General features: G+C 55.2%; 25 protein-coding genes and 1 pseudogene. 12 read left to right on the top strand and 14 right to left on the bottom strand.

Features of this window, described 5'->3' with window-relative positions:
• Positions 1 to 37: 37 nt before the first annotated feature.
• The gene (locus FA91_RS18410; protein ID WP_034918114.1) at positions 38 to 1,288 is read right to left on the bottom strand and encodes a valine--pyruvate transaminase; all 1,251 of its coding nucleotides are present in this window, start codon (positions 1,286 to 1,288) and stop codon (positions 38 to 40) included.
• A gap of 328 nt (positions 1,289 to 1,616) precedes the next feature.
• Between FA91_RS18410 and FA91_RS18405 the strand changes: the two genes are divergently transcribed.
• The 4 genes from FA91_RS18405 (at position 1,617) to kduD (ending at position 4,871) form a co-directional block, all read left to right on the top strand.
• A complete protein-coding gene (locus FA91_RS18405) occupies positions 1,617 to 2,090 on the top strand; it encodes a YhcH/YjgK/YiaL family protein (RefSeq protein WP_051937321.1) in 474 nt (157 codons plus the stop codon).
• A gap of 87 nt (positions 2,091 to 2,177) precedes the next feature.
• On the top strand, positions 2,178 to 3,179 hold the full coding sequence (gene kdgT / locus FA91_RS18400; RefSeq protein WP_034919563.1) for a 2-keto-3-deoxygluconate transporter: 1,002 nt from the start codon (positions 2,178 to 2,180) through the stop codon (positions 3,177 to 3,179).
• Between the two features lie 49 nt (positions 3,180 to 3,228).
• A complete protein-coding gene (gene kduI, locus FA91_RS18395; protein WP_034918112.1) occupies positions 3,229 to 4,065 on the top strand; it encodes a 5-dehydro-4-deoxy-D-glucuronate isomerase in 837 nt (278 codons plus the stop codon).
• Positions 4,066 to 4,109: 44 nt separating this feature from the next.
• Entirely contained in the window at positions 4,110 to 4,871 is a 762-nt protein-coding gene (kduD, locus tag FA91_RS18390; RefSeq protein WP_034918111.1) for a 2-dehydro-3-deoxy-D-gluconate 5-dehydrogenase KduD, read from the top strand.
• 118 nt (positions 4,872 to 4,989) lie between these two features.
• Here kduD and ghrB read toward each other — a convergent pair whose 3' ends face one another.
• From ghrB to FA91_RS18370, 4 genes are read right to left on the bottom strand one after another with little or no spacing between them, the layout of a single operon-like run.
• Complete coding sequence (gene ghrB, locus FA91_RS18385) at positions 4,990 to 5,964, bottom strand: glyoxylate/hydroxypyruvate reductase GhrB (protein ID WP_034918108.1); 975 nt, start codon at positions 5,962 to 5,964, stop codon at positions 4,990 to 4,992.
• Positions 5,965 to 6,006: 42 nt separating this feature from the next.
• Positions 6,007 to 7,287, bottom strand: a complete 1,281-nt coding sequence (locus tag FA91_RS18380; protein WP_034918106.1) for an MFS transporter — start codon at positions 7,285 to 7,287, stop codon at positions 6,007 to 6,009.
• 2 nt (positions 7,288 to 7,289) lie between these two features.
• Positions 7,290 to 8,246, bottom strand: coding sequence for a sugar kinase (locus tag FA91_RS18375; RefSeq protein ID WP_034918103.1), 957 nt, complete (start codon positions 8,244 to 8,246; stop codon positions 7,290 to 7,292).
• 2 nt (positions 8,247 to 8,248) lie between these two features.
• On the bottom strand, positions 8,249 to 8,980 hold the full coding sequence (locus FA91_RS18370; RefSeq protein WP_034919562.1) for a TIM barrel protein: 732 nt from the start codon (positions 8,978 to 8,980) through the stop codon (positions 8,249 to 8,251).
• 212 nt (positions 8,981 to 9,192) lie between these two features.
• Between FA91_RS18370 and FA91_RS18365 the strand changes: the two genes are divergently transcribed.
• From FA91_RS18365 to FA91_RS18350, 4 genes are all read left to right on the top strand, one after another.
• Positions 9,193 to 10,047, top strand: coding sequence for a DUF3289 family protein (locus FA91_RS18365; RefSeq protein WP_051937318.1), 855 nt, complete (start codon positions 9,193 to 9,195; stop codon positions 10,045 to 10,047).
• A complete protein-coding gene (locus FA91_RS20690) occupies positions 10,034 to 10,516 on the top strand; it encodes a DUF943 family protein (protein ID WP_034918100.1) in 483 nt (160 codons plus the stop codon). The genes FA91_RS18365 and FA91_RS20690 overlap by 14 nt, the downstream gene beginning before the upstream one ends.
• Before the next feature lie 287 nt (positions 10,517 to 10,803).
• Positions 10,804 to 11,643: a DUF3289 family protein gene (locus FA91_RS18355; protein ID WP_034918099.1), complete on the top strand. Its 840-nt coding sequence runs from the start codon at positions 10,804 to 10,806 to the stop codon at positions 11,641 to 11,643.
• The gene (locus FA91_RS18350; protein WP_051937311.1) at positions 11,643 to 12,128 is read left to right on the top strand and encodes a DUF943 family protein; all 486 of its coding nucleotides are present in this window, start codon (positions 11,643 to 11,645) and stop codon (positions 12,126 to 12,128) included. The genes FA91_RS18355 and FA91_RS18350 overlap by 1 nt, the downstream gene beginning before the upstream one ends.
• A 29-nt stretch (positions 12,129 to 12,157) precedes the next feature.
• On the opposite strand, the gene FA91_RS18345 is transcribed toward FA91_RS18350, so the two are convergent.
• The 3 genes from FA91_RS18345 to tag form a co-directional block, all read right to left on the bottom strand.
• On the bottom strand, positions 12,158 to 13,183 hold the full coding sequence (locus tag FA91_RS18345) for a LacI family DNA-binding transcriptional regulator (RefSeq protein WP_034918096.1): 1,026 nt from the start codon (positions 13,181 to 13,183) through the stop codon (positions 12,158 to 12,160).
• Between the two features lie 94 nt (positions 13,184 to 13,277).
• Positions 13,278 to 13,940: an OmpA family lipoprotein gene (locus FA91_RS18340; RefSeq protein WP_034919557.1), complete on the bottom strand. Its 663-nt coding sequence runs from the start codon at positions 13,938 to 13,940 to the stop codon at positions 13,278 to 13,280.
• Between the two features lie 109 nt (positions 13,941 to 14,049).
• Positions 14,050 to 14,613, bottom strand: coding sequence for a DNA-3-methyladenine glycosylase I (gene tag, locus FA91_RS18335; protein WP_034918094.1), 564 nt, complete (start codon positions 14,611 to 14,613; stop codon positions 14,050 to 14,052).
• A gap of 175 nt (positions 14,614 to 14,788) precedes the next feature.
• On the opposite strand from tag, the gene FA91_RS18330 reads away from it, so the two are divergent.
• From FA91_RS18330 to FA91_RS20180, 4 genes and pseudogenes are all read left to right on the top strand, one after another.
• Complete coding sequence (locus FA91_RS18330) at positions 14,789 to 16,744, top strand: autotransporter domain-containing esterase (protein WP_051937462.1); 1,956 nt, start codon at positions 14,789 to 14,791, stop codon at positions 16,742 to 16,744.
• A gap of 220 nt (positions 16,745 to 16,964) precedes the next feature.
• Positions 16,965 to 18,179, top strand: a pseudogene (gene tssI, locus FA91_RS21505) (type VI secretion system tip protein TssI/VgrG); the annotation flags it as partial.
• Positions 18,180 to 18,409: 230 nt separating this feature from the next.
• Positions 18,410 to 19,249: a hypothetical protein gene (locus tag FA91_RS21500; RefSeq protein ID WP_343205756.1), complete on the top strand. Its 840-nt coding sequence runs from the start codon at positions 18,410 to 18,412 to the stop codon at positions 19,247 to 19,249.
• Positions 19,250 to 19,259: 10 nt separating this feature from the next.
• Entirely contained in the window at positions 19,260 to 20,003 is a 744-nt protein-coding gene (locus FA91_RS20180) for a hypothetical protein (protein ID WP_156103103.1), read from the top strand.
• Positions 20,004 to 20,104: 101 nt separating this feature from the next.
• Here the strand turns inward: FA91_RS20180 and selB are convergent, their stop codons facing one another.
• The 6 genes from selB to fdxH form a co-directional block, all read right to left on the bottom strand.
• Positions 20,105 to 21,940 (bottom strand): selenocysteine-specific translation elongation factor, encoded by a 1,836-nt coding sequence (gene selB / locus FA91_RS18315; RefSeq protein ID WP_034918092.1) that lies wholly within the window; start codon positions 21,938 to 21,940, stop codon positions 20,105 to 20,107.
• Positions 21,937 to 23,316: an L-seryl-tRNA(Sec) selenium transferase gene (gene selA / locus FA91_RS18310; RefSeq protein WP_034918090.1), complete on the bottom strand. Its 1,380-nt coding sequence runs from the start codon at positions 23,314 to 23,316 to the stop codon at positions 21,937 to 21,939. Before selA ends, selB begins: the two co-directional genes overlap by 4 nt.
• Positions 23,317 to 23,328: 12 nt before the next feature.
• Complete coding sequence (locus FA91_RS18305; protein ID WP_034918088.1) at positions 23,329 to 23,937, bottom strand: glutathione S-transferase; 609 nt, start codon at positions 23,935 to 23,937, stop codon at positions 23,329 to 23,331.
• 72 nt (positions 23,938 to 24,009) lie between these two features.
• Positions 24,010 to 24,936 (bottom strand): formate dehydrogenase accessory protein FdhE, encoded by a 927-nt coding sequence (fdhE, locus tag FA91_RS18300; protein ID WP_034918086.1) that lies wholly within the window; start codon positions 24,934 to 24,936, stop codon positions 24,010 to 24,012.
• The gene (gene fdoI / locus FA91_RS18295) at positions 24,936 to 25,586 is read right to left on the bottom strand and encodes a formate dehydrogenase cytochrome b556 subunit (protein WP_034918084.1); all 651 of its coding nucleotides are present in this window, start codon (positions 25,584 to 25,586) and stop codon (positions 24,936 to 24,938) included. Before fdoI ends, fdhE begins: the two co-directional genes overlap by 1 nt.
• Positions 25,586 to 26,485 carry a formate dehydrogenase subunit beta gene (gene fdxH, locus FA91_RS18290; protein ID WP_034918083.1) on the bottom strand — a complete coding sequence of 300 codons (900 nt, stop codon included), beginning with the start codon at positions 26,483 to 26,485 and terminating at the stop codon, positions 25,586 to 25,588. Before fdxH ends, fdoI begins: the two co-directional genes overlap by 1 nt.
• Positions 26,486 to 26,495 lie beyond the last annotated feature (10 nt).

Below are 26,495 nucleotides of genomic sequence, written 5' to 3'. Positions count from 1 at the left end.
TGGAACCGCAAAAAAAGGCCGCGCCCGCGGCCTGTTTTTATCCTTCACGATGCGCCTTCGCAATCTCCCCGGCCAGTATCGCGATGCCTTTCTCAATGATGTCGCTGTCCGGCACGTAGTTCATGCGCATACACTGATGCGTGTGCGGCCATTCATGCTCCAGCCCCGGAAAGAAGAAGTGGCCCGGCACCATCAGCACGCCACGCTTTTTAAGACGCTGATAAAGCACTTCCGTGGTAATTGGCAGATCTTTGAACCAGAGCCAGAGAAAAATCGCGCCTTCCGGTTTATGTATCAGGCAGCGATCTTCCGGCAGATAGCGGCGGATTAGCGCAATGGTTTCATTCACTCGCTGTTGGTAAAACGGGCGGATCACCGTTTCCGACAGCCGCAGCAGATCGCCGCGCTGGATCATCTGATGGGCAATCGCCGGGCCAATGCTGCCCGGCGCCAGGCTGATAATGCCGTTCATATTGCTGATTGCGTTAATGATCTTTTCATCTGCAATCACAATGCCGCAGCGCGTGCCGGGCAGGCCCAGTTTGGACAGGCTCATGCAGAGAATAATATTGGGGTTCCACAGCGGCCGCGCCTCGCTGAAGATAATGCCGGGAAAGGGAACGCCATAGGCATTATCAATCAGCAGGGGAACGTCATGCTGCTGCGCCAGCACGTCCAGCTTCATCAGTTCTTCATCGGTGATGACGTTGCCGGTCGGGTTGGTCGGGCGGGAAACGCAGACCAGCCCGATATCGTCGGTGATATGCAGATGTTCAAAATCCACGTGATATTTGAACTGCCCGTGCGGCAGCATTTCGATATCCGGCCTGACGGAGACGAACAGCTCCTCATCCAGCCCGGCATCGGCATAGCCAAGGTACTCCGGCGCCAGCGGGAACAGCACGCGCTTTCTGCTGCCGTCGGCACGTCGGCCGGCGTAAAGATTAAAAAGATAAAAGAAGGCGCTCTGGCTGCCGTTGGTCAGGGCGATGTTCTGCGGGCTGACTTCCCAGCCCAGCTCGTCGCGCAGCAGCCTGGCAAGCGAGACCAGTAACGTAGATTTGCCGCGCGGCCCGTCATAGTTACAAAGCGCCTCCGTCAGTGAGCCGTCTTGCTGCATCTCCTGTAGCAACTGCTGAAAATAGGCATTCATTTCAGGGATCTGCGCGGGATTTCCGCCGCCAAGCATCACCGCGCCCGGCGTGCGTAGTCCTTCACCCATATCTTCCATCAGGCGAGTAATGCCCGTATGCCGCGTAAATTTGTCACCGAAGGCGGAAAAGCTCATAGCATGTCAACAGCCTGTTAATGTTATCCAGACGCTCACCTTAGCGTCAGGCCGGTGATGATGCAAACCCGGGCCAATGCCGGGCGCTGTTAATGCTGCGCTTTTAATCTGTAAAAGCGTTGTTAATCTAAATCTTTGTTTTTAACAACAAACGAATGTAAAAATGAAACAATGTTTTATTTTTATAAAAATAATGTACCGTAAATATATTTTGTTCGACAACGATCACGTTTTTTCTGTGGGTGGTTTCGCTATAGTTGGCAGCAGAAAATAAGGGCAAGCCAGCCGTATCGCTTGTTGGGATTAACTTCTCTGCGGAAAGAAAACGATGATAGCGGCCAGTATTCTGGATTATCAGCAGGTAAAGGGACTTTCTGAAAAACTTAAGCATTTCGTTGAGCAGGCGCTCAGCGTCATTGAGACCCGTCCCGCCGATGGACGCTATCAGATTGAGGGGGATGACGTTTTCCTGCTTGTCTCCAGCCCGATGACTGAGCCGCAGGCGGCGCGACCGGCGGAGCTTCATCATCAGTACCTGGATGTGCAAATCCTGTTAGAAGGCACGGAGAAGATGGGGTTTGGCCTGACGCAGTGCGTTGAGGCAGCGGATGACGATCGCCTTGAGGAGCAGGATATCGCTTTCTTTCAGCATATTCCCGGCGAGCAGTTTTTAACGATGCGGCCCGGCAACTTTGTGGTGTTTTTCCCGCATGAATTACACCGTCCGTTATGTGCCGTAAACGGCACCTCAGAGAAAATTAAAAAAGCCGTCTTAAAAGTCAGAATGACTATTCTCGAATAAACAGTCCCATTACTCAGGCTTTTCTCTTTAAACCACATACGTGGCGGTATTCCCCTACGCCAAAAAATTAAACCGGGTGAGATGATTATGAAAATCAAACAAAGCATTGAAAAAATCCCTGGCGGGATGATGCTGGTTCCTCTGTTCCTTGGTGCAATTATTCATACGCTGGCGCCCGGTTCGGGCAAATATTTCGGATCGTTCACCAACGGACTGATGAGCGGCACGGTGCCGATCCTCGCCGTCTGGTTTTTGTGCATGGGCGCCTCGATCAAACTGAAGGCGACCGGCACCGTGCTGCGTAAGTCCGGCACGCTGGTGGTGACGAAGATCGCCACCGCCTGGGTCGTGGCGGCGATAGCATCGCGCGTTATTCCCGAAAACGGCGTGGAGGTCGGCTTCTTTGCCGGTTTGTCCACGCTGGCGATTGTCGCTGCCATGGATATGACCAACGGCGGCCTGTATGCCTCGCTGATGCAGCAGTACGGCAGCAAAGAAGAAGCGGGCGCCTTTGTACTGATGTCGATTGAGTCTGGTCCGCTGATGACGATGGTGATCCTCGGCACGGCAGGCATCGCTTCCTTTGAACCGCACGTCTTTGTTGGTGCGGTGCTGCCTTTCCTCGCGGGTTTCGCGCTGGGCAATCTGGATGAGGATCTGCGCGAGTTCTTCAGCAAAGCCGTGCAAACGCTGATCCCTTTCTTTGGCTTCGCACTGGGCAACACCATCAACCTGGGCGTGATTCTGGATACCGGCCTGCTGGGCTGCCTGCTGGGCCTGGGCGTCATCATCGTAACCGGTATTCCGCTGATTATCGCCGACAAGCTTATCGGCGGCGGCAACGGTACGGCGGGCGTGGCGGCCTCCAGTTCGGCAGGCGCTGCCGTGGCCACGCCGGTGCTGATTGCAGAGATGGTGCCGCACTTCAGTCCGATGGCGCCGGCCGCCACGGCGCTGGTCGCCACCTCGGTTATCGTCACCTCGGTGCTGGTGCCGATCTTCACCGCCCTGTGGTCAAAACAGTGTAGCGCGCCGCAGCATGACAAGCGTGTGGTGATCGTTAACGCCACGCAGAGCGGCAAGCGCTAACGTATTCGTAACGGACGGCGGCTGCCGTCCCTGACAAAAAGGTAACACTATGCAAGTTCGTCAAAGCATTCACAGCGATCACGCAAAACGTCTCGATACCCATGGGCTGCGCAGTGAGTTTCTGATCGAAAAAATCTTCGACGCTGATACCTGGACCATGACCTACAGCCATATCGATCGCATCGTTATCGGCGGCGTGATGCCGGTCAGCACAACCGTCGCGCTGGCGGCGGACGCCGGCAAAGCGTTTGGCGTGAGCTACTTCCTGGAGCGTCGTGAGCTAGGCGTGATCAACATCGGCGGGCCGGGCGCGATTACCGTTGACGGCCACTGCTACGAAGTGGGCAATAAAGAGGCGCTGTACGTGGGTAAAGGCGCGAAAGAGGTGGTGTTCAGCAGCACCAGCGCAGCGCAGCCGGCGAAGTTTTACTACAACAGCGCACCGGCGCACACCACGTATCCCACTACCCTGGTAACCCGCGATCGGGTTTCGCCGCAAACGCTGGGCAGCCCGCAAACCAGCAACCTGCGCACCATTAATAAATACCTGGTGCCCGACGTGCTCACCACCTGCCAGTTAACAATGGGCCTGACGGAACTGGCGGAAGGTAACCTGTGGAACACCATGCCGTGTCATACCCACGACCGCCGCATGGAAGTGTATTTTTACTTCAATATGGATGACGAAACCGCCGTGTTCCACATGATGGGACAGCCGCAGGAAACGCGTCATCTGCTGGTGCATAACGAGCAGGCCGTCATTTCACCAAGCTGGTCGATTCACACTGGCGTGGGTACGAAAAACTACACCTTTATTTGGGGCATGGTGGGCGAAAACCAGGTCTTCGACGACATGGATCATGTAAAAGTCAGCGATATTCGCTAAGGCTTCTCCCTTTGACATTACTCTGCTGATTTAAGGAGCTTTTTATGATTTTAAATGCATTTGAACTACAGGGACGCGTGGCCGTGGTGACCGGTTGCGACACCGGTTTAGGTCAGGGTATGGCGGTGGGGCTGGCGGAAGCAGGCTGCGACATCGTCGGCATCAATATTGTGGAGCCGGTGGAAACGATTGAGCGCGTGACCGCTCTGGGCCGCCGGTTCCTCAGCCTGACCGCGGATCTCAGCAGGACAGATGTCATCCCCGGCCTGCTTGAGCGGGCGGTTGCTGAGTGCGGCAACATCGATATCCTGGTGAATAACGCAGGCATTATCCGCCGTGAGGATGCCATTGAGTTCAGCGAGAAAAACTGGGACGACGTCATGAATCTGAATATCAAATCGGTATTCTTTATGTCGCAGGCGGTGGCAAAGCAGTTCATTAAACAGGGAACGGGCGGGAAAATCATCAATATTGCGTCGATGCTGTCGTATCAGGGCGGCATTCGCGTTCCTTCCTACACCGCCTCGAAAAGCGCGGTAATGGGCGTGACGCGTTTACTGGCCAACGAGTGGGCGCAGCACGGCATTAACGTCAACGCCATAGCGCCTGGCTACATGGCGACCAACAACACGCAGCAGCTTCGGGCTGATGAAGAACGCAGCGCGGCGATTCTGGAGCGTATTCCTGCCGGGCGCTGGGGTCTGCCGGAGGATCTGAAAGGCCCGGTGGTGTTCCTGGCGTCATCCGCTTCTGACTACATCAACGGCTATACCGTGGCGGTCGACGGCGGCTGGCTGGCGCGCTAAAGGATAATGGCCGGTGGAGGGTGGCGCAAAGCGTCACGCGCAGAGAGGGCGCGTGACGGGCCTGCATGGATGACTTCTTTGGCGTCTTACGATCGGCCTGCCTTCCCCAACCTTCCTGCTATTTAAGCACCTGCGGATTCACACAGTTTTTCTCTACCTTGCCCGTCAGTGCGGCAATCAGGTTTTCCACCGCATCCTTTGCCATGCCGTAGCGGGTTTCATGCGTTGCGGAGCCGATATGCGGCAGCGCCACAACCTGCGGCATCGTCAATAACGGTGAGTCAACCGGCAGCGGCTCCTTCTCGAATACATCCAGCCCGGCGGCGTAAATCGTGCGATCCTTCAACGCGGCGATCAGCGCCTCTTCATCAACCACCGGCCCGCGACCGGCATTGATCAGCACCGCGCTGCGTTTCATTTTTGCCAGCTCTTCTCGACCAATCAGATGGTGCGTCTGATTGGTCAGCGGCAGGCTGATACAGAGAAAATCAGACTCTTTCAGCAGGGTATCCAGATCGCAATACTGCGCATCAAAGCGCTGCTCCGCCTCTTCATGGTGCTTACGGGCATTATAGAGAATGGGCATGTTGAAGCCGAAGTGCGCACGCTGCGCCAGCGCCAGACCGATGCGGCCCATGCCAAGAATGCCCATTTTTTTATGGTGCACGTCAATGCCAAACCAGTCGTCACTGATGCTGCCCTGCCATTCGCCCGCCCGAACCCGATCGGCCGATTCCACCACGCGGCGCGCGGTGGCCAGCACCAGCGCCATCATGGTGTCGGCGACGGTGTCGGTCAGCACGGTCGGCGTGTGCATCAGCACCACGCCGCAGTTGTTCAGCGCATCGACATCAAAATTATCAAAGCCAACGGACACGGTGGAGGCGGCGCGCAGCTTTGGCGCTTTTTCCAGAAATGCGCCATCAACCTTGCCGCCGGAGCCTAAAATACCTTCGGCCTCGCGGAACAGATCGGCGTGCTGGCTCAGCGTTTCCGGCGTCAGTGCGCTGATTTCAGTCACGGTAAAATGCGCATCCAGTCGCGCACGCAAATCGTCGGGTAATGCTTTATACAGCACCACAGAAGGTTTCATGGTTATCTCCCTGTTGGTCAATTAGAGTAAAGGCGTCAGGCCTTATCGTGTCGCTTCATGGGGGATGCCAGGCTGGTGGTTTTTAGCGGGCCTGACGATAAGCGTTAGCCAGACGGAAATCAGCAGCGACGCACCCATAAAGATATACGACGCTGAAGGGCTGCCGGTGGCGCCGTTCAGATAACCTACCACCCATGAGCCGAGGAAAGAACCCAGCGCGCCCATCGCGTTGATCAACGCCATCGCGCCACCGGCCACGTTACGCGGCAGCATCTCGGGAATGATGGCGAAAAATGGGCCGTAAGGCGCGTACATCGCCGCACCGGCAATGGTCAGCAACGTAAATGACAGCCAGAAGTTTCCGGCGCCCACCAGATACGATCCTAAAAACGCCAGTGCGCCAACCAGCAGCAGCGGCCAGACAAACAGTTTGCGATTTTGTAGCTTGTCCGACAAAAAAGAGACGACGATCATCGCTACCGTGGCGGCAAGATAGGGCACGGCGGAAAGCCAGCCCGCTTCGACCATTCCCATCTGGCTGCCGTTGCGCAGGATGGAGGGAAGCCAGAGCACGAAGCCGTATACGCCAATGCTCCACGTAAAGTACTGAGCGCACAGGATAATCACATTGCGCGAGCGAAAAGCCTCACCATAGTTGCGTACTGCTTTGATGTTCTCCTGCTCTTTCTCCAACTGCGCCTGAAGCGCCGCCTTCTCCTCGTTACTCAGCCATCTTGCCTGCGCCGGTTTGTCCTGCACCATAAACCACCAGGCCACCGCCCAAATCACCGCCGGAAATCCTTCAAAAATGAACATCTCGCGCCAGCCGAAGGCGTCAATCAGATAGCCGGACACCACCGACATCCACAAAACGGTGACCGGATTACCGAGGATCAGAAAAGTATTGGCTCTGGAGCGTTCTGATTTGGTAAACCAGTTACTGATATAAATAAGCATGGCGGGCATCACCGCCGCTTCAACCACGCCGAGCACGAAACGGATCGCCGCCAGCATCGGAATATTACTGACCACGCCGGTCAGCGAGGCGCAAACGCCCCATAGCAGCAGGCAAATAAACACCAGCTTTTTCACGCTACGACGTTCGGCATAGATAGCGCCGGGGATTTGAAAGAAGAAGTAGCCGAGGAAAAACAGCGCGCCCAGCAGCGAAGACATGCCTTTGGTGATACCTAAATCCTCATTGATCCCGGCCGCAGAAGCAAAACTGAAGTTGGCTCTGTCGAGATACGCCAGACTGTAGGTGATAAACACGATGGGCATGATGTACCACCAGCGTTTTGGCGCAATTGTGTGCGTATTCATGGTTAATCCTCTTCATCAAGCTGCGCGCGGGTCGGTAACCCTTCGCTGTCGCCAATGGCCTGAATCGCCAGTGAGCCAATTTTGTTGCCGCGCCTGACCGCCTGCGGCAACGCTTTTCCTTCAAGCAACGCGCTGATCAGGCCAACGGCGAAACCGTCGCCCGCGCCCACCGTATCCACAACGTTTTTGGTCAGAAATGGCGCGACCTGGCCCTTCTCGCCCTGCGCCGTCTTGTACCAGGCCCCGTCGCCACCGGTTTTGATCACCACCGCGCTGACGCCCATCGACAGATAAAAGTCAGCAATCGCCTCCGGGGTATCGTGACCGGTTAATATCCTGCCTTCGCCAAGGCCCGGCAGCACCCAGTCAGCGAAGCCTGCCAGCGCGTTAATCTGTTTGATCATTTCTGCCTCATCGGGCCACAGCACCGGACGAAGATTCGGATCAAAGGAAACCGTTTTGCCCATCTGCTTCATCTCCTGCGCCGCGTGGCGCGACAGCGCCAGCGACGAGGGTGAAAGCGCTGCCGCCACGCCGCTCAGGTGCAGATGGCGGGCCTGACTAAAATAGTCCCGCTTAAAATCGGCAACCGACAGGTGGCTGGCGGCGGAACCTTTGCGAAAATACTCCACCTGCGGATCGCTGCCATCTTCCACCTTCGACTTCAGTTGAAAACCGGTCGGATAGCGCGCGTCGGTCACCACCCCACGGCGATCGATGCCTTCTTTTTCTAACTGCTGGCAAACGAAGCGTCCGAAGCTGTCGTTTCCGACGCGGCTGACCCAACCCACTTTCAAGCCCAGTCGCGCAAGGCCCGTCGCGACATTCAGCTCGGCACCGGCAACACGTTTAGTAAATCGTTCGATGGTAGCCAGATCGCCGGTTTCACCGGCGACGAACATCGCCATGGCTTCGCCGAAGGTAACGACGTCCAGCGCGGCATTTGCATTAATACGCATCGTTACACCTCACGCAGCAGGTCAACATAGTGACGGGTGACGGCGATCGGGTCGCTGCCTTCCAGCGGAAATTCGATGCCGCGCGGCACATTGTCGGGCAGCGCCGCCAGCGCTCTGCGCCAGAGATCGTCGGTGCCATCCGGCGCAACGGCGCGGCCCTCTTTTACGGCTTTAACATGGACATAGCTGACAAACCTGCCAAGACGCGCGGCGGCCTCAAGCGGATCTTCAGCCACCCACAACCAGTTACCGGTATCGAAGGTCATGCCGCTGTATGCCGTGCCGCCGTCCTCAAACCAGGCCTCCAGCGCCGCCATGCGGCCGCAATCGGTCTGGTCGTTTTCGACCAAAAGACGCACATCACTGGCCTCGATAATTTCGCGAAGCTGCCGGCAGTCCGTGCCGGGTGAAAAATGGCCTAATGAGAATTTTAGCTGGCGCGCGCCAAGCTGCTCTGCCTCGTTGAAAAAGCGCGCAAGGTTGGGATTCAGCGCGCCCCCGGCGTTAAACAGCGCGTCGGGCACGGAATAGAAAGCGATAAGCCCGTGCGCGCGTATCGTCGCCCCGGTTTCCGGCAACTGGCGCAGCGCCGCGTCGTCGAACAGTTCACGGCGGATCTCAATGCCGTCCGCGCCCGCTGCGGCGACAATCGGTAACAACGCCTGTTGGCCGCCGGGTTGTGCAAGCCGCTCTTTGTTGTAGGCGTTGGCAACCACGATCACTTCTCTTTTCATCATTTCCTCGCTGAACATCGGCGTAATATCCTTAAAACGGTAGATGGAACCGGTTCCAAAAGAAAGAACGCGCTCAGCGTTTTATGATCGTGTTCACGCTGTGGGGAATTTTTCGGACTAAAACGGTCAAACAGAAAGACGACGCGCAGATGCCTGCTTATGCTGGGCAGGTCGAAGGGCAGTGACGCCCGCCATGTTAAAAGGAATTAATTATGTCTGACACCGGCGCAGTACGCCTTCCCTGTACCCTTTTTCGCAGCCAGAGACGTATGGATGACTACTTTGCCGACGATATGCGCTGCGGTGATCTCAGCGAGCAGATGTTGAAAGCGCAATACGCGCTGAAGAACGTTTCTGAAACCATCGATCCGTGGAGTGGCGAACGGTTGCGTTATCCTTTCGGTAATTATGCTTTTTCGCGTCCGGCAACGATAAAAGAACGCATCAACTATCAGGAGGTGGCGAATCAGCTTTTTGATGAAATGCGGCAGCATTCATGGCTGGTCTCGTTTTTTGGTCACCGGGAGCTTTTTCTCAGAATGGTTAACCATATGCAACACGGCAACGGCATGCCGTTCAGCGATTCGACGCTGAATTTTGCTTATGAGCAGCAGATCAGAAATGACCGGACTGATAAAAGCGCTTTGATAAGAATTAAAAATGCTCTATCAAAGTCTGTTAATTTTAATGATAAAAATATTGATATGGAAGGTATAAGTGATATTGGAAGGTCGATTAAGCAGTCTGTACTTCCTCAATTTGACCGATGGAAAGACAGAATAAACGGACTGGGAATATCAGTTCATGGTATTCATGCAACGACTATTACGTTGAGATCTTTAAATGTGAGTGAAGGTGCTTACGTTGCTTTGGTCCACTTCCAGGCGCAAGATCATTTCGGTTTAGATGACAGAGATATTATGACTCAGCCTTATCATAACATGCCACTCTTTCGTATCTGGTTTATTCTGCAACGCTGGCATAAAATGGGTTTTAAGCCATTTATGGTAAATATGGAAGCCGCAATTGAAATATCCGGAGTAAACTTAAAATATGAAAATAAGTAAAAGGGGAAAAGTGATATTTTTATTTTTTCTGGTGTTTTTTTTAATGGTTTTAATATATTATTTTACTTTGCCTGTTAAAATATATGCTATACATCAGGATGAGAATTTTAGTAGTGTATTGGTGGAAAACTTTCCAGTTTCAGATAATGGAAAGTTAACGTGGTGGTTGGAAAATAATAAATTTTTGGCAGAAAAATATGATTTACCTGTTTTGGGTAAAAACGGAACGTATTCGGTCAGCTTTTGGGCTTTCGATGGTAACTATAAAAAAATGCCAAAGAGTGATCATCGCTTGAGTTCAGAAGACAGCGATCTTCTTTGCTTCGATGATATTAAATCAGAAAAAAAATGCATCAGTAAAAAATTACTATTTACCGTAAGTCGGGATCGCGAGGGTAATATTTACTTTACCGTGTATGACGGAACATACCTACAGCGTTCTGGCGGCGAAATCGTGAAAATTGAATAGTCCCGTTATAATGCTCTCATCCCTTCGCCGAAGAAACCTGCTTGTCAGGCGGCGTGCGATCGCCCTCAATGCGCACAGTGGCCATTTTCGGCGCGCTGTGATGTAAATAAAATGTTTAGCAACATCCGTTTTTAACGTTAAAGGGCGCTCCGTGTTTTATGAGCGCCTTCACGCTGTGGAGAATTTTCCGCACTAAAACGGTTAAACAGAAAGACGACGCGCAGGTGCCTGCTTATGCTGGGCAGGTCGAAGGGCAGTGACGCCCGCCATGTTAAAAGGAATTAATTATGTCTGACACCGGCGCAGTACGCCTTCCCTGTACCCTTTTTCGCAGCCAGAGACGTATGGATGACTACTTTGCCGACGATATGCGCTGCGGCGATCTCAGCGAGCAGATTTTGAAAGCGCAATACGCGCTGAAGAACGTTTCTGAAACCATCGATCCGTGGAGCGGCGAACGGTTGCGTTATCCTTTCGGTAATTATGCTTTTGCGCGTCCGGCAACGATAAAAGAACGCATCAACTATCAGGACGTGGCGAATCAGCTTTTTGATGAAATGCGCCAGCATTCATGGCTGGTCTCGTTTTTTGGTCACCGGGAGCTTTTTCTCAGAATGGTTAACCATATGCAACACGGCAACGGCATGCCGTTCAGCGATTCAACGCTGAATTTTGCTTATGAGCAGCAGATCAGAAATGACAGGAGCGAGAAAAGTACTTTTAAAGTAATAAATGATAATTTTAGAGAGTTTATAGACTGGAAAAGGAAAATTTTACCGCCAGATAAAATAAATGAGATAAGAATACTATTAAATGAATCATATTTGCCGCGCTTTGATCGCTGGATTGATAGAATTAACGGCTTAGGTATTTCAGTCCATGCTATTCATGCCACATGTATAACGCTTAAGTCGCTTCAAATCGAGGATGAAAATTATACGGTTATCTTAAACTATAAGGCTCAGGACCATTTTGGTCTTGACGACAATGATATCATGACGCAGCCTTATCATAATATGCCGCTTTTTCGTATCTGGTTTACTTTACAACGCTGGAATAAAATGGCGTATAAGCCATTTATGGTTAATATGAATGCAACAATAAAAGTTATGGGGAGGAGAAAGTAATGGTTATTAACAAGTGGACTATTGTAACAACTTCTCTCCTGTTAATGATTTGGGGTGTTTTTTTTTGCTATAAAATATCCCAGCCAGTTATCATTGTTGCGGTTCATAAAAAAGATAACTTCAGTATGATCCTGGTAAAAAACTTTCCTCTTACAACCAGAGGAAAAATTGACTGGTGGAAGGAAAATAAAGGATTATTAAAAAATTCTTATTATGTGCCCTTAACAAAAACAGATGGCAGTTATCACGTTAGCTTTTTAGATTTTGATAAAGGTTATAAAGAAATGCCGAAGAGCGTGCCGCGCTTAAGTTCTGAAACAGCAGATGTACTCTGTTTTGATGATATGAATGTAAAAGAAAAGTGTATCGAAAAGAATCTATTGTTCAGGGTACATAAAAACGCTTACGGCGTAACCTATTTTGATACGCTATATAAATACTATATGGATGAAGGCGATGGAAAACTGATTGAAATATCTCGCTGAATTCGCACATTTCTACTCCAGAAGAGTGTTCAATCAACCAGCCTCGTCGAACCCCGCACCACCAGTTCGCCCGAGAAGATCTGCTCGTCAGGCGGCGTGCGATCGCCCTCTATGCGCGCGATGACCTTTTCCAGTGCGGCGTAACCCATTTGCCAGGCGGGCTGTTTCAGGGTAGTGATGCCTACGCCCGCCAGCTCTGACCACGCCAGCTCGTCAAAACCAAGCAGACCAATATCTCTGCCCCAGACGATATCAAGCCGCCGCAGCGAACGCGCTACCTGGAGCGTTAGCGCACCGTTTACCGTCAGCACGGCACAGCGGCTGGCGCTATAGCGTTGATGAAACGCCTTGAGCACGGCGTCTATTGCCGCCGGATCATTCAGTGCAACTTCCGCCTGCTCTGCATGTCGGGAAGGATGTTGCGCCATCATATCGGTAAAAACCCTGAGCCGTTCGTGCCGGGTGTTGACCGTGCCAAGCGGTTCTGTGATAAAAAGCAGTGCCTGAAAATCCCGATCGAGCAGGTGCCGGGTCGCCAGCGCCGCCGCCTCGGCGTTGTTTAAACCCACCACATCGCAACGGAAATCGGGAATTTTACGATCGATAAGCACCATCGGCAGATGCGAATGTTGAAGCTGACTCAGCGCCTTCTCATGCATGCCAACAGCGTTAACCACAATACCTTCAACCTGATAGCTGCTCAGCAGATTAAGGTAATACTGCTCCTGGTCAACTTCATTATTGGTGTTGCACATCAGCAGGGTAAAACCGAGCGCGCGACAGGCCGCTTCGATACCGGACATCACTTCAACTGAGTAGGGATTGCTGATATCAGCGATGATCAGCCCGATAAGCCGCGTGCGGCCGCGCTTTAATCCGCGCGCCATCTGGCTGGGACGATAGTCGAGCGCGGCGATGGCCTGCTCAATTCGCTGCTTTAAATCGGCTGAAAGCGCGTGCTGTTCGCCATTCAGATAGCGCGAAACGCTGGTTTTTCCGGTTCTGGCGGCTTTAGCTACATCGCTGATGGTGGCGCGTGCGGCCTGACGTTTCATGATAATTTCCGGATGTTTACTTCAGCTTACGCTGGATCTGTTCTGGTTGGCGCAGGCGAAGGGTGACCGGGCCGGGCAGCCCGGTCAGTTGCCCTTACTGCAAAGGGCTGAGCGTGATTTCTACGCGACGGTTCTGTGCTTTCCCTTCGGCTGTGCTGTTCGATGCAACAGGGCTGTCCGGCCCTGCTCCGCTGCTGCGAATACGGTTGGCGGCCACGCCCTGGGAAATCAGCGCGCTGCCCACGCTGTCAGCACGCTGCTGCGAAAGCGTCATATTGAGCTGACGCGTGCCGGTACTGTCAGTATGGCCGGTGATATTCACGGCGGTTTTTGGGTACTCTTTCAGTACCATTGCCACACCGGTCAGCGTGTTGGCCCCGGCGGGTTTCAGCGTACTGCTGCTGCTGTCAAAGGTCACGTTATTTGGCATATTCAGCACAATATTATTACCCTGACGCGTCACGCTGACGCCGGTACCGCGCATTTTTTCGCGCAGCTTCGCCTCCTGCACATCCATATAGTAGCCCGCGCCGCCGCCGAGCGCCGCACCCGCAGCTGCGCCGATCAGTGCGCCTTTGCCGCGATCTTTTTTTGAGGAGGAGAGCGCGCCAACGCCCGCGCCCAACGCCGCGCCAAGGCCGGCGCCTATACCGGATTTACCGGCTTCACGCTCGCCGGTATAGGGATTGGTGGTACAGCCGGAAAGCGCAACAGTACCGCTCAGAATCAGAGCGAGGGTAAGCGAAGTCTTTTTCATCATGTTTATTCCATCATTGCAACGGCGGGCAAAGTGCCCGAAAAGAGAGGATTATGCCGCTGAATTGTGAGAAAAAAACGTGCCATTCGTCTGAAATTGTAAACAAGCGCTATTTCAGGTTGTCAGGATGGCAGAAACAGGAGGTCGAATGGTCGCTAATCAGTCCGCAGGCCTGCATAAAAGAGTAACAGGTGGTCGTACCGACAAATTTAAATCCGCGTTTTTTCAATGCTTTTGAAAGCGCATCAGAAATGGGGCTGAAGGTAGGCGCCTCGCGATAACTGGCATAACGATGGATTTGCGGCTCGTTATCAACAAAACGCCAGATAAAGGTGTTAAACGCTTCACCCATTGCCTCCATAGCCAGCAGCGCGCGCGCGTTCGCTATGATGGCGGCGATTTTACCGCGATGGCGAATAATACCGCTGTCCTGCATCAGCCTTTCCACGTCTTCGCTATCCATAAGCGCCACCGCCTGCGGATCGAACTGGTGAAAGGCGCGCCGGTAGTTTTCGCGTTTTTTCAGCACCGTCAGCCACGAAAGACCCGCCATCTGCCCTTCAAGACAGAGCATTTCAAACAGTTGACGCGTATCGGTTAATGGCACGCCCCACTCTTCATCATGATAAGCAATATAAAGCGGATCCTGACTTACCCAACCGCAGCGCTGCATTGATAAATGCTCCTTAATAAAGTGCGTGAAAATTGCGCAAAACAGCCTTGACGTTAGCACTATCCAGGCAATAGTTAATTCTGTTGTAAACAAATTTAATAATACGCAACAGCCTGCCTTTTGGCTCTTTTTTCAGGAGTCTTTCATGTTGAAGAAAAGCGAGTGGACGCGCCGTATGGCCTTTGGGGCGGCGTGCTATCTCTGTGCCACCGGCACAGCGATGAGCTGGGATCGGCTTTATGTTTTTGGCGACAGCCTGAGCGACAGCGGGAACAACGGGCGATACACCTGGGATGGCAGCCGCCATCCGCTCTATGACGACGTGCTGGCGGCAAAAATCAATCAGTCGCTGCGCCCTTCAGACGAGGGCGGCACCAACTATGCGGCAGGCGATGCCGTTGCCGTTCCTGCACTTAACCCGCAGGACAATACCGCCGATCAGGTCAGTCACTATCTCACCACCAATGGCGGGCGCGCTGATGCCGACGGGCTGTATGTACATTGGGTGGGAGGAAACGATCTGGCGGCTGCGGCGCTGAACCCGCTACAGGCGAATCAGATTGTCACCAACAGCGCCTTTGCCGCCGCCAGCCAGGTACAAACGTTGCTGAGGGCTGGTGCTGATACGGTGATTGTGCCAACGGTGCCGGACGTGGGCGCAACGCCGATCCTGCTTCAGACGGTAATTCAGCTGGCGCTGGCGCCAGTGGCGGACGCGGCGCTTGCCGCCGCCTTTCAATCGTTAAACGGCCAGGCGACCCCCGATCGAAATGCCCGCAATCAGGCGGTTTATCAGGCGTTTTACGCCGCCGCTGGCCAGGCCAGCACTGTTGCCGCGCTCCGTCAGGCGATCGCCGGACAGCTTTATCAGGCATGGCAGGCGCTGGGCAGCCAGGCCGCCGCACTGACCGATCGTTATAATCAGCAGGAAGAGAGTCAGCTGGCGCGGTTAAGCGGCAACATTGTGCGGGTGGACATTAACGGGTTATTTAATGAAGTGCTGGACGATCCGCTGCGCTACGGTTTGAGCAATACCGCAGGAATGGCCTGCCCGCCGGGCCTGTCTGCCGCTGACTGTACGTCAGCGTCGGCCGGTTTTTCTGATGCACAGGCGTTTCTGTTTGCCGATCGCCTGCATCCCAGCCCTGCCGCGCATTTACTGATCGGTGACTATATTCAGTCGGTGCTGGACGCGCCCGCGCAGGCGGTAGCGCTGAATCAGGCCACGCTGGCGATGTCGCGTGATATGCGCTCAACCCTGGACAGTCGTCTTCAGCAGCAGCGCCACAGCGATAATCCGCAGGGTTCCCTCAGCGTTTTTGGCGGCTACGCGGGCCAGCGGCTTAACTATTCAGACAATTTTGCAGCGGGCGACGGCGACGCCACGACCCGCAATCTGACGCTGGGCGTGGATTACAAGCTGACTGACCGCTGGCTGGTGGGCGTGCTGGCTTCCGGCTCTGATGACAGCCAACATCCCACGCCGCGTTATGACTATAAGACGCGCGGCTGGCTGGTTGCCGCCTGGAGCGAACTGTCGTTTTTCGATAACGGCTGGATTAATGCCGATGCGCATTACGCCTCGCTCAGTTTTGACAATATCAGGCGCAGCGTGGTGCTTGGCCCGGCAACGCGCACGGAAAGAGGTGAGACGGACGGCACGCAAATGGGCGCGCGCATCACCACCGGCTGGGATATTCCGCTGGGATCGGTGCTGACCACCGGCCCGGTGGCGCAATACGCGCTGGACTACAGCGAGGTGAGCGGCTATCAGGAACAGGGCAGCAGCAGCACCGCGATGCGCTTTGACGACCAGAACTATCATTCGCAGGTTGGGGCCGTTGGCTGGCGACTGGACTCGCAGTTCGGCTGGCTCAATCCGTGGGCGGAAGTAAGCTACAACCACCAGTTCGGCGACAATGTCTGGCGCGCGGGCGGCGGGTTGAAATCAACTCAAACGTCTTTCACGCGCGATTCTGCCGGACAGGATACCAACTGGGTGGACGTCACGGTGGGCGCGCATATGCCGCTGGGCGACGCCGTAGCCGCTTTTGCCTCAGTGTCGCAAACGGGCGGCCTCAGCTCTGGCGAGCAGTTTATGTATAACCTTGGCGTCAGCGCCCGCTTCTGATTTACCGCCTGCGACCAGCTCAATACGGTTTTCTTGTATCTCATCAAGTGGAGAAACGTTAATCACCCCTCAAGGGGCAAAACTGCGAGATGCGTTCCTTTTTTTGTATTTTATAAATATGAATGGATCTGATTGTTCTTTTTTTACACTGATTTTTGCGTATCATTTGGCCTTACTTTTCGCAGGATCGCGTTAGTCGTGTTGAAACAGGGACGTCGTTATGTCATATCGCATTACCGCGCAGCTGCCGGTGGAAGGTCTGCGCTTCTGGAAATTCGGCGGCAGCGAGGCTCTCTCAGGCGCCTTCATCTTCACGCTGCAACTGCTGGGCGAGGACGCCCGCGTTGACGGCCGGGCGCTCCTCGGCAAACCGGTCACCGTTACCGTGCCCCTGCCGGGCCTGGTCAGCGCGCCGCGTTATTTCAACGGAAAAATCACCGCCGTCTCGGTCGGCAGCCAGGCGCTGAACGACACGCGCTACGCCGTTTACACCCTCACCGTGGAGTCTGACCCGCGACAGGAACCAGCGCATTTTTCAGGGACAGACGGTGCCGCAGATGGTGAAAACGGTGCTGGGCGGCTACGGGGTGACGGTGGAAGATCAGCTGCGCGGGCGCTACCGCGTCTGGGAATACTGCGTGCAGTACCAGGAAACAGCTTTGAATTCATCAGCCGCCTGATGGCGCTGGAAGGCATCTACTGGTACTTCCGCCATGCAGCAGACAGCCACACGCTGGTGCTGGCGGACGCGGCAGAGCAGCACACGCCGTTTCCCGGTTATGAAAGTATCCCGTACCACGTCACGGCTTCCGGCGGCACCACGTCGGAAGAAGGGCTTACCGGCTGGTTCGCCACGGAGCGCGTGACGCCGGGGCTGTACAGCACCGACGACTACGACTTCCGCAAGCCGAACGCGTGGCTGCTGCATGCGCGGCAGAACCCGGCGTCGCCCTCGCCGGGTCAGATTGACGTCTATGACTGGCCGGGGCACTTCGTCGACCACGACCACGGCGAGGCCTACGCGCGCATCCGCCAGCAGGCGTGGCAGGCAGAGCACCGCCGCATCAGCGCCGGCGGCACCGCGTCGGGCCTGGCGCCCGGACACACCTTCACGCTGACGAAGGCGCCGCATCCGGCCGACAACGGCGACTACCTTATCCTGTCGGCGACCTACGCGTTTGAGGAGAACAGCTACGCCAGCGGCGGCGGCACAGGCTCGCATCACACCGATATCACGGTGATACCGGCGGCGGTGACCTTCCGGCCGGTGTATGACAAGCCGTGGTCGCTGCCGGCGGCGGCGACGCAGATGGGTTTTCTCAGCCGCTCAAAGGACGGGTCGGCGGAGAGCGCCAACGCGCTGCGCTTTGAGGACAAAGCGGGTGAGGAGCAGCTGTGGGTGCAGGCGCAGAAGGACATGGAGGTGAACGTAAAGGCGGACGCCAGCCGGTCGGTGGGTAAGAACCACACGCATTACGTGGGTGAAAATGAAGCGCACCGGGTGGCGGGCGGTCGCATCCAGGGGGTGAAGGCGAATGAAACGGTGCTGACCGGGGGCAGAAAAAGCGATGCCGCGGTTGATGAGTACGTGCTGGGGTCGGGACTACGCTGCGGCTGGTGTGTGGTGACAGCGCGATTGAGCTGACGGCGGCCGGGCAGATAAACATGACCGGGAAAGGTTTTAATATATTTGTGGAGGGGCACGGCTACATCAATACCAGAGACGGTAAGCTGAACCTGAACGACGGCACGGCCGCGGCGACCGTCGCGCCGGGGGCAGGACACAATGGGGATATTGTCAGCGCAGTGGAGGCACTGTTTGATCCGCAGCAGAAAGCACAAGTTAAGAAGAGCGTGCAGAAACCCGCAGGGAACGCTGCTCCCGTAAGCAAACCCGCAGCGATACAGCGAGTGCCTCCGGTTTCGAAAAAGCAGCCATTAGAAAACAGGCTTGATCGCCGGGTGGTGAAATCAATCATGAAATCTGAGGGTATTCATCACATACAGGGCGGCATTCCTGAAGCCTATGGATTTCGCAAAGGATTCGGACCCGCTTATGAAGAAATCATGACAGCAAGAGGAAAGTATGGTGTAGGCAGTTCAGAGGAGTTTGCGGTGGTGTCAAAATATATGAATGAAAGTGCCAGAAAAGCCGGAGCACTAAATTTCTCCGATCCAGGAAAGGAGGCTGCGGTCATGTCGCTGGCGCATATGTGCGGGGTTGGCGGAGCACAGGCCATCCTGAATTCAATGGTTTCAGGTGATTTCGTAAAATCTTCAAAAATTACGAGTGAAAATGCCGAACTTCTCGAGAGTTTAAATCCAAAAGATTTCCAGGAGCAATTAAAAAATGCCAGGATAACCTATGATAATATTATATATGGAAAGACTATGACCAGCGTAGATGGCATTAGAATGACATGGTCAGAAGCTTATAATAAAGGGTTGCAAATTCGTTACGAGCGAGAAGCAGCAGAATTTATGAAGCTAACACATAAGAAATAAAGGAGTGCCTGTGTTAAATAATTTTCATAAATCTATAATGTTATTGTTGATTTTTTTCTCACCCTATTCTTTTGAGGATCACTATAATGAACTTAATAAATACAATAGCATGGACTCAGTTATTAACATTTTTCGATATCAAAAATTAACTAATGATCTTAGAAGTATGCTTAAAAGTGAATATCCAGAATATATGATAAATTTTACAGGATTCGGCGAGCCTGAGAAGCTTGTTGATGGCGCTTTGTTTGTTGAAGGGTGGCCGAGGTGGCTACGGCTTCAAAGTGCATCAGCCCTGGTTATTAAAACAGATGGCAAGCTTTATGCGGCTTGGGTTAATCCAGAAAACTCATATATAAAATATGTAACAAATGATAAAGAAATGAAAAACATTCAACCCGATATAAAAAAATGGGCAGAAAGGTTCGACAACCTGACCTTTACACCTGGAGAAAGAAGAAAATCCGTTGAGGACGTTATTCCTGAAACGCAGTACTTTCATTCAGAAGATTATTCAGTAAGAGTAATGTTAGTATGCGCAGACAGTTATAATATTTGCAATCGCGCATTATATATCGATGAAGACAGTTCTGGTAATCCTCGTTTCGGTATCACAGGCGTAGTGAACAGGTCGCCTTGTGAACAGGATGCCTGCCCCGCGACGGACTATCAATTTGAAAAAAAAGTGACGGGGAAAAGTTTATTCTGGCCGTTAATGAACCCTCGCTCACCATTATCAAAGAGGGTGTGGTGAAGGTAAAACAGCACGGCATATGGTCGCAGTAACTGTTTTGCAACGGCGTACGTTGAAGAGTAATAACTCAACTTCTGCATGCATATGTCTTCACGCCACGCTTACTCAAACTGCCGCTCATCGCGCAGCAGATGCGCATTACCTTTACGGCGGGTAAATCCGCTGCGGTCGAAGAACTCCAGAATCTGTACCGCCAGTTTGCGGCCAATGCCGAGCCGATCGCGGAAGTCTGCCGCACTGGTGCTTTCGCCCCCGGCGGCGCGCGATCGGATCAGATCGGCGAACTGCTGCATACGATCGCCGGAAAAATAGCGATCTTTCACAATGGCGACGATCAGTCCCGCCTGTGCAGCCTTACGCAGCGTGCGCCTTGTCAGCGCTTCTTCAGCGTTGAGCGACGTTGCGATATCCCGCACCCACCAGGCCTCATCGGCAAACAGCGGCTCCGCGCGCTGCCAAAGCGCCTGTTCGTCCGCTTCAAAACGCATCATAAAGCCGGGCAGATGCAGCCAGCCACGATTATTGCTGAGCCGGCCCTGCTCCGTTAACAGGTCAATCAGCGTTAATCCAACCTCTTCCGGCTGGTCCGGAAGGGTAACGCGACGCAGGCGTTCACGCCCCAGGCCGGGGCGGTCGCCGTTGTCCTGATGCCAGGCTCCAAGTGTACTGAGCACCTTCTGCTGCCAGGCGATTGCCGTTTCGGGCAGCAGAAGGTAACGATCTGCTTTGACCGGCTGAAGCGCCGCCGTAGCTGCTTCAAGCGCCGTGACGGTGAGCTGTCGTGTCCAGGCGAGATCGCTGACGCGCATCGGCCGCTGAAGCAGCAGCGACAGCGTCTGGTGTTCCTCGTTCGCTTCTGCTAACGCATGCAGCCAGGCCAGGTAGTCCGGCTGACGTTTGCCGCGTTTTTTCGGCCACAGCTGGATCACTCGCGCACCGGCAAGGGTTTCGCGCGCGTTAATATCGCGCAGGATCAGCCGATCGTTGTCCGCCAGCCAGAGAGGCGTGTCGAGGATCAGTTCGGCGAGGTCGCTGTCCAGCAACGAAACGCGTCCGGTAACGTGGCTGGCGGCGTGGTGCAGATGCAAAGACTGTCCCTGTTTTAACGGCTGGTGCTGCTCCAGCGCCACAATCACCCGATCGACGGGCGCGTCCGGCTTCTCAGCCAGCAGCCAGTCGCCGCGCGACAGGTCGCTTTTTTCAATATCGCCGCTGATATTTAACGCAATACGCTGACCCGCTCGCGCCCAATCGGTCGGCTGGTTCTGCGCGTGCAGGCCGCGCACGCGTACGCGCTTCTCGCTGCTGCTCAGGCACAGTCTGTCACCCACGCGAACCTGACCGCCAAGCGCGGTGCCGGTTACCACCACGCCCGCGCCTTTAACGGTAAACGCCCGATCGATTGCCAGGCGGAAAGGACGATCCAGCGTGATGTCACGCTCCGGTAGCTGGCTGAGATGCGCGGCAAGCGGTTCGATGCCGGTGCCCGCCGTGGCGCTGGTAATAAAAATGGCGATATCCGACCAGCCCAGCAGGAGGGTCAGCGTCCGTATCTGTTCGTTGACCTCTTCAAGGCGCGTCGCATCCACGCGATCCGCTTTGGTGATCGCAACGGTGAGCGGTGGTCGCCCGCTCAGCTGCAAAATCGCCAGATGCTCGCGGGTTTGCGGCATGACGCCGTCGTCTGCCGCCACCGCCAGCAGCGCATGATCCAGCCCGCCGGTGCCGCAAAGCATATTGCTGAGAAATTTTTCATGGCCCGGCACATCGATAAAGCCAATAACCCGTCCGTCCGGCTGCGGCCAGTAGGCATAACCGAGGTCGATGGTCATGCCGCGCGCCTTCTCCTCCGGCAGACGGTCAGCATTCACGCCGGTAATAGCCTGAAGCAGAGCGGTTTTGCCATGATCGACATGGCCAGCGCTGGCGATAATCATGCGGTCAGCACCTCCATAAACAGTGATTCGTCCTGAAGGCAGCGCAGATCCAGCCAGAGTTGTCCCGCCTGAGCGCGACCAATTACCGGTACTGCGGCCTGGCGCAGGCGGGTGGAAAGGCTGGCGAGCGTGCCGCCGCGTCCGTCGCGCGGCGTAAAGGTTATCGCCACACTGGGCAGACGATCGACCGGCAGCGAACCGCTACCGATTTGCGATGAACAGGGGGTAATCGCCAGCGAAAATTGCTCACCGAAGCGTGCGTCAAGCTGCGGCAGCAGCCGTTCCGCCTGCTGCGCTATGTCTTCGGGCGGACGGGTTAACAGGCGCAGCGTCGGCAGTTGTTCCTTCAGTTTTTCCGGGTGCAGATAGAGCTTAAGCGTGGCCTCAAGCGCCGCCAGCACCATTTTATCAACGCGTAGCGCGCGCTTCAGCGGATGCTGTTGCAGACGGTCGATCAGTGCTTTTTTACCGACGATAATACCGGCCTGCGGGCCGCCGAGCAGCTTGTCGCCGGAAAAGCTCACCAGGCTGACGCCGGCCGCCAGCAGGTTTTGCGGCATGGGTTCAGCAGGCAGGCCATATTCGCTCAGGTCGATTAACGAACCGCTGCCGAGATCGCTGATAACCGGCAGGTTCAGTTCGGTGCCCAGCGCGGCCAGCTCCTGCTCGCTGACCGATTTCGTGAAGCCCTGGATCTGATAATTGCTGGTGTGCACCTTCATCAACAGCGCGGTCTGTTCGTTCACCGCCTGACGGTAATCTTTCAGGTGCGTACGGTTAGTGGTGCCCACTTCCGCCAGACGGCAGCCTGCCTGCGTCATAACGTCAGGAATACGAAACGCGCCGCCGATCTCCACCAGTTCGCCGCGCGAGACCACCACCTCTTTTCCCGGCGCCAGCGCGGCCAGCATCAGCAGCACCGCCGCCGCATTATTGTTAACGATGCAGGCATCTTCCGCCCCGGTGAGCCGGCACAGTAGCCGGGCAATGGCGCGATCGCGATGACCGCGCTCCGCTTCGTCAAGCGCGTACTCCAGCGTAACCGGCGAGCGCATCGCGCTGGTCACCGCCGCAATTGCGCTTTCGCTCAGCAGCGCACGCCCGAGGTTGGTGTGCAGCACGGTGCCGGTCAGATTGAAAACCGGACGCAGCGCGGTGCGTTGCTGGTGCGCCAGCCGCTGCGATGTGGCCTGCGGCCAGTCGGCACACCAGTCAGGAAGCTGTTGACGCGTCAGGATGCTCTCCCGCGCCTCCTGTTGGAGGGCGCGTAACGTGCCGGTAACGTGCTGATGACCATAAAGAGAGAGCAGGCCTGCCATTGCGGGATCGCGGAGCAGGCTGTCAACGGCGGGAAGCTGGCTGAAGAGTGCATTCATGGGTTAATGGTATCAGGGCGAAGGTGGCGTGGTGCGGGCAAAACTTTCACGGGCAAACATTTTTTCCGTTAGTTTAACCAGCGCGGGGCGGTTGACGCACCAGCCCGGCACCACGCGGCGAAAATTCAAAAAGCCGATCAGGCAGGCGGTCGCAATGTCGGCGACGTTCAGCGTGTCACTGTTCAACACCTCGCCTTTGGCGGCGGCGGCCTCCAGCACATCAAGTCCACGCAGGATTTTTTCACGCTGGCGGATCAGCTGTTCTTCAAGCTGTTTTTCTGCCGGACGCATGCTTTCACGCACCAGGATCACCGCCGCATCGCCAATGCCGTCCGCCAGTGCCTGGAGCTGAAGCACCTTCAGCGCGGCCAGTTTGTCGCGGGGAATGAGCGCCGGGGCAATATCCATCTGTTCCAGGAAGTTGGCAATGATATGCGATTCATACCAGGTGCCGTCGGGCGTGACCAGCGCGGGGATTTTTCCCAGCGGATTGTGCTGCGGCACCGGGCTGTCGTCCGTCCACGGCGAGGCGTTAATAAATTCAAAGGTGATGCCTTTTTCCAGCATGATCACCGAAATTTTCCGCACAAAGGGGCTGGTATAGCTGCCGATCAGTTTCATATTACGATTTCTCCTGAAGCGGCCGGATAAACCGGCCTGCGGATAATGTTACCTGAAACAAGCGTGGTTGGGTTACTCCCCCGGAAAGAGGAAGGGATTGAGGCTACTGCGAGAGAAGCCCTCCTGCTCCATACGCGCATCCAGCACCAGCGAGGCGAGATCGTCCGCCACCGGCTCTACCGCCGGATCTTTCTCCTGATAGAGCATCTTGAGATAGGTGCCGCAGTCGCCGCAGCTTTCCGCTTTGACCGGCGCGGTTTCGCTGTCGAGCGACCAGTAGTGCAGATCGCGCGTTTGCTCGCAGTTGGTGCATTTTGAGCGCACCACGTACCACTCGCTCTCACACAGGTTGCAGTGCAGGTAGCGTAAGCCGCCGTGCTGCGTGCCCATATGGACAATGCTGGTCACCGGCACGCTGGCGCAAACCGGGCAGAACTGCCGCTGTTCGCCATACTCCGCGCGCGCCTTGCCGGGGATTAACGCGGCCATCTGCGCCCAGTAAACTGAGAGCGCGGCCCAGATAAACGGCGCTTTATCACTGCTGACGCGGGCAAAATCGTTATCGAACAGCGCGGAAGCCATGGCTTCCAGCTCCTGTGCGGACGCTTTTTCCAGGTTTTCCAGCACCGCCAGCGCCTGGCCGGTCATCTCCGGTTTCAGTTCCGCAATCAACGAGTGCAGCAGCCGCTGCCAGTGCGTATCGCGCGGCAGCGTATGAATATCCAGCGGCGGCTTGCCCTGACGCGCGGTTTCCACCAGCCTGGCATGTAAATCCATCTGCAACGGGTGATCGTACAGCACAATCTCCTGTGCGCTGGCGATCACGGCGGTGAAGCGTAAATAGTCGCCCAGCGGATTTTTCTCCGCCAGCTGCCGTAAACGCGCGGCGCGGCGGCTGTATAAATTTTTCAGCCTTGGGAAAAGTAACGGCGGAATGATCTCCGCCGTTTTTCTGTCGCTTTTCTCCAGCTCATCTTGCGGGATTATGCGAATACTCATCAGGGACGTTTTTCCTGTTTTATCGTTTGCCGGGCGCGAACAGCGCGGTACCAGCGTGGATGGTGCTCTTTCGCCCAGGCGGTGGTGACCCAGCCTTCCACCATCGCGGTGATTGAGCCTTTCACCCAAAGCGCCGCGTAAACGTGAACCATGATGACAATGATTAACCCGACGGCTGCCACCGAATGAACAAGCAGCGCCAGGCGAATCACCGGAACAGGAAACGCACCCGCGAAGTAAGGCCGCCAGATAACCACGCCGCTTGCCAGCAGCAGCACCAGGCTGGCGATCGCCGCCCAGAACACGCACTTCTGCCCCAGATTATAGCGTCCGATGTCGCCGACTTCCTCGTTTTGGATGACTTTGTGGATGTTTTTTGCCCAAATCACGTCTTCACGATCGACGAAATTGTATTTCCAGTAGCGGAAAAACATCAGCAGAAAAGCCACAAACATGATGACGCCGACAAACGGATGCAGAATGCGCGCCAGCTGCGGCGTGCCCAGCACATGCATTAACCAGTTAAAGGATGGGAAAAAGAACCCCAGCCCGCTGAGCGCGGCAAGTACAAAGCAGAATGCCACGATCCAGTGGTTAATACGCTCCGGCGCGCTGTAGCGCTGAATGCGGTTGTGATGACGCTTTTTCATTACCGCTCCTCCTTATCATCGTGCAGGTCGTCTTCATCCCCTTCTTCCACCCGGTTCGGCCCGATGCCGACGTAGTGGAAGACGCTGGCGGCAAAGGTTGCCGCAAAACCGATGGCGGCCAGCGGTTTCCAGATGCCTTTCCAGAAGGTGACGGCCGGGCTGATGGTCGGATTCTCTGGCAGACCGTGGTACAGCTGCGGTTTGTTGGCATGATGCAGCACATACATCACATGCGTGCCGCCAACGCCTGACGGATCGTACAGTCCGGCGTTTTCATAACCGCGGCTGTTCAGTTCGCTCACGCGCTCCGCCGCGACGTTTTTCATATCCTCTTTGCTGCCAAAGTGGATTGCGCCGGTCGGGCAGGTTTTCACGCAGGCAGGTTCCTGACCGACGGCGACACGATCGACGCACAGCGTGCACTTATAGACGCGGTTATCCTCTTTATTGAGGCGCGGCACGTCAAAAGGGCAACCTGCGATACAGTAGCCGCAGCCGATGCACTGCTCTGACTGGAAGTCGACAATGCCGTTAGCATACTGAATAATTGCGCCTTCGGACGGACACGCCTTCAGGCAGCCCGGATCGGCGCAGTGCATGCAGCCATCCTTGCGGATCAGCCATTCCAGTTTGCCGTGCTCTTCCACCTCGGAAAAGCGCATTACCGTCCAGGATTTGGCGGTCAGGTCGGCCGGGTTATCATAAACCCCGACGTTGTGACCGACCTCGTCCCGAATGTCATTCCATTCCGAGCAGGCCACCTGACAGGCTTTGCAGCCGATGCAGGTGGTAACATCAATCAGCTTCGCCACTTCCTGTTGGTGGTCCCTTGCCTGAGGCGCGGGCGTGAAGCCGTTTGTCGCGGAGCGACGGATAATATCCTGTGACTGATAAGTCATATTTTCTCTC

Origin of the sequence: Erwinia sp. 9145, assembly GCF_000745075.1 — a bacterium.
GTDB classification, from domain to species: Bacteria; Pseudomonadota; Gammaproteobacteria; order Enterobacterales; family Enterobacteriaceae; genus Erwinia; species Erwinia oleae.
The sequence above is the reverse complement of the archived record's forward strand: the minus strand, read 5'-3'. Positions and strand labels throughout refer to the sequence as shown.

Excerpts from the sequence above, each read along its gene's own strand:
- fdxH (WP_034918083.1), bottom strand. The coding sequence starts at position 26,485 with ATGACTTATCAGTCACAGGATATTATCCGTCGCTCCGCGACAAACGGC.
- ghrB (WP_034918108.1), bottom strand. The coding sequence starts at position 5,964 with ATGAAACCTTCTGTGGTGCTGTATAAAGCATTACCCGACGATTTGCGT.
- FA91_RS18340 (WP_034919557.1), bottom strand. The coding sequence starts at position 13,940 with ATGAAAAAGACTTCGCTTACCCTCGCTCTGATTCTGAGCGGTACTGTT.
- FA91_RS18330 (WP_051937462.1), top strand. The coding sequence starts at position 14,789 with ATGGCCTTTGGGGCGGCGTGCTATCTCTGTGCCACCGGCACAGCGATG.
- tag (WP_034918094.1), bottom strand. The coding sequence starts at position 14,613 with ATGCAGCGCTGCGGTTGGGTAAGTCAGGATCCGCTTTATATTGCTTAT.
- FA91_RS18370 (WP_034919562.1), bottom strand. The coding sequence starts at position 8,980 with ATGAAAAGAGAAGTGATCGTGGTTGCCAACGCCTACAACAAAGAGCGG.
- fdhE (WP_034918086.1), bottom strand. The coding sequence starts at position 24,936 with ATGAGTATTCGCATAATCCCGCAAGATGAGCTGGAGAAAAGCGACAGA.
- FA91_RS21500 (WP_343205756.1), top strand. The coding sequence starts at position 18,410 with ATGACCGGGAAAGGTTTTAATATATTTGTGGAGGGGCACGGCTACATC.
- fdoI (WP_034918084.1), bottom strand. The coding sequence starts at position 25,586 with ATGAAAAAGCGTCATCACAACCGCATTCAGCGCTACAGCGCGCCGGAG.
- FA91_RS18355 (WP_034918099.1), top strand. The coding sequence starts at position 10,804 with ATGTCTGACACCGGCGCAGTACGCCTTCCCTGTACCCTTTTTCGCAGC.
- kduI (WP_034918112.1), top strand. The coding sequence starts at position 3,229 with ATGCAAGTTCGTCAAAGCATTCACAGCGATCACGCAAAACGTCTCGAT.
- FA91_RS18410 (WP_034918114.1), bottom strand. The coding sequence starts at position 1,288 with ATGAGCTTTTCCGCCTTCGGTGACAAATTTACGCGGCATACGGGCATT.
- selB (WP_034918092.1), bottom strand. The coding sequence starts at position 21,940 with ATGATTATCGCCAGCGCTGGCCATGTCGATCATGGCAAAACCGCTCTG.
- FA91_RS18380 (WP_034918106.1), bottom strand. The coding sequence starts at position 7,287 with ATGAATACGCACACAATTGCGCCAAAACGCTGGTGGTACATCATGCCC.
- FA91_RS18350 (WP_051937311.1), top strand. The coding sequence starts at position 11,643 with ATGGTTATTAACAAGTGGACTATTGTAACAACTTCTCTCCTGTTAATG.
- FA91_RS20690 (WP_034918100.1), top strand. The coding sequence starts at position 10,034 with ATGAAAATAAGTAAAAGGGGAAAAGTGATATTTTTATTTTTTCTGGTG.
- FA91_RS18405 (WP_051937321.1), top strand. The coding sequence starts at position 1,617 with ATGATAGCGGCCAGTATTCTGGATTATCAGCAGGTAAAGGGACTTTCT.
- FA91_RS18365 (WP_051937318.1), top strand. The coding sequence starts at position 9,193 with ATGTCTGACACCGGCGCAGTACGCCTTCCCTGTACCCTTTTTCGCAGC.
- FA91_RS18345 (WP_034918096.1), bottom strand. The coding sequence starts at position 13,183 with ATGAAACGTCAGGCCGCACGCGCCACCATCAGCGATGTAGCTAAAGCC.
- kduD (WP_034918111.1), top strand. The coding sequence starts at position 4,110 with ATGATTTTAAATGCATTTGAACTACAGGGACGCGTGGCCGTGGTGACC.
- FA91_RS18305 (WP_034918088.1), bottom strand. The coding sequence starts at position 23,937 with ATGAAACTGATCGGCAGCTATACCAGCCCCTTTGTGCGGAAAATTTCG.
- FA91_RS18375 (WP_034918103.1), bottom strand. The coding sequence starts at position 8,246 with ATGCGTATTAATGCAAATGCCGCGCTGGACGTCGTTACCTTCGGCGAA.
- selA (WP_034918090.1), bottom strand. The coding sequence starts at position 23,316 with ATGAATGCACTCTTCAGCCAGCTTCCCGCCGTTGACAGCCTGCTCCGC.
- kdgT (WP_034919563.1), top strand. The coding sequence starts at position 2,178 with ATGAAAATCAAACAAAGCATTGAAAAAATCCCTGGCGGGATGATGCTG.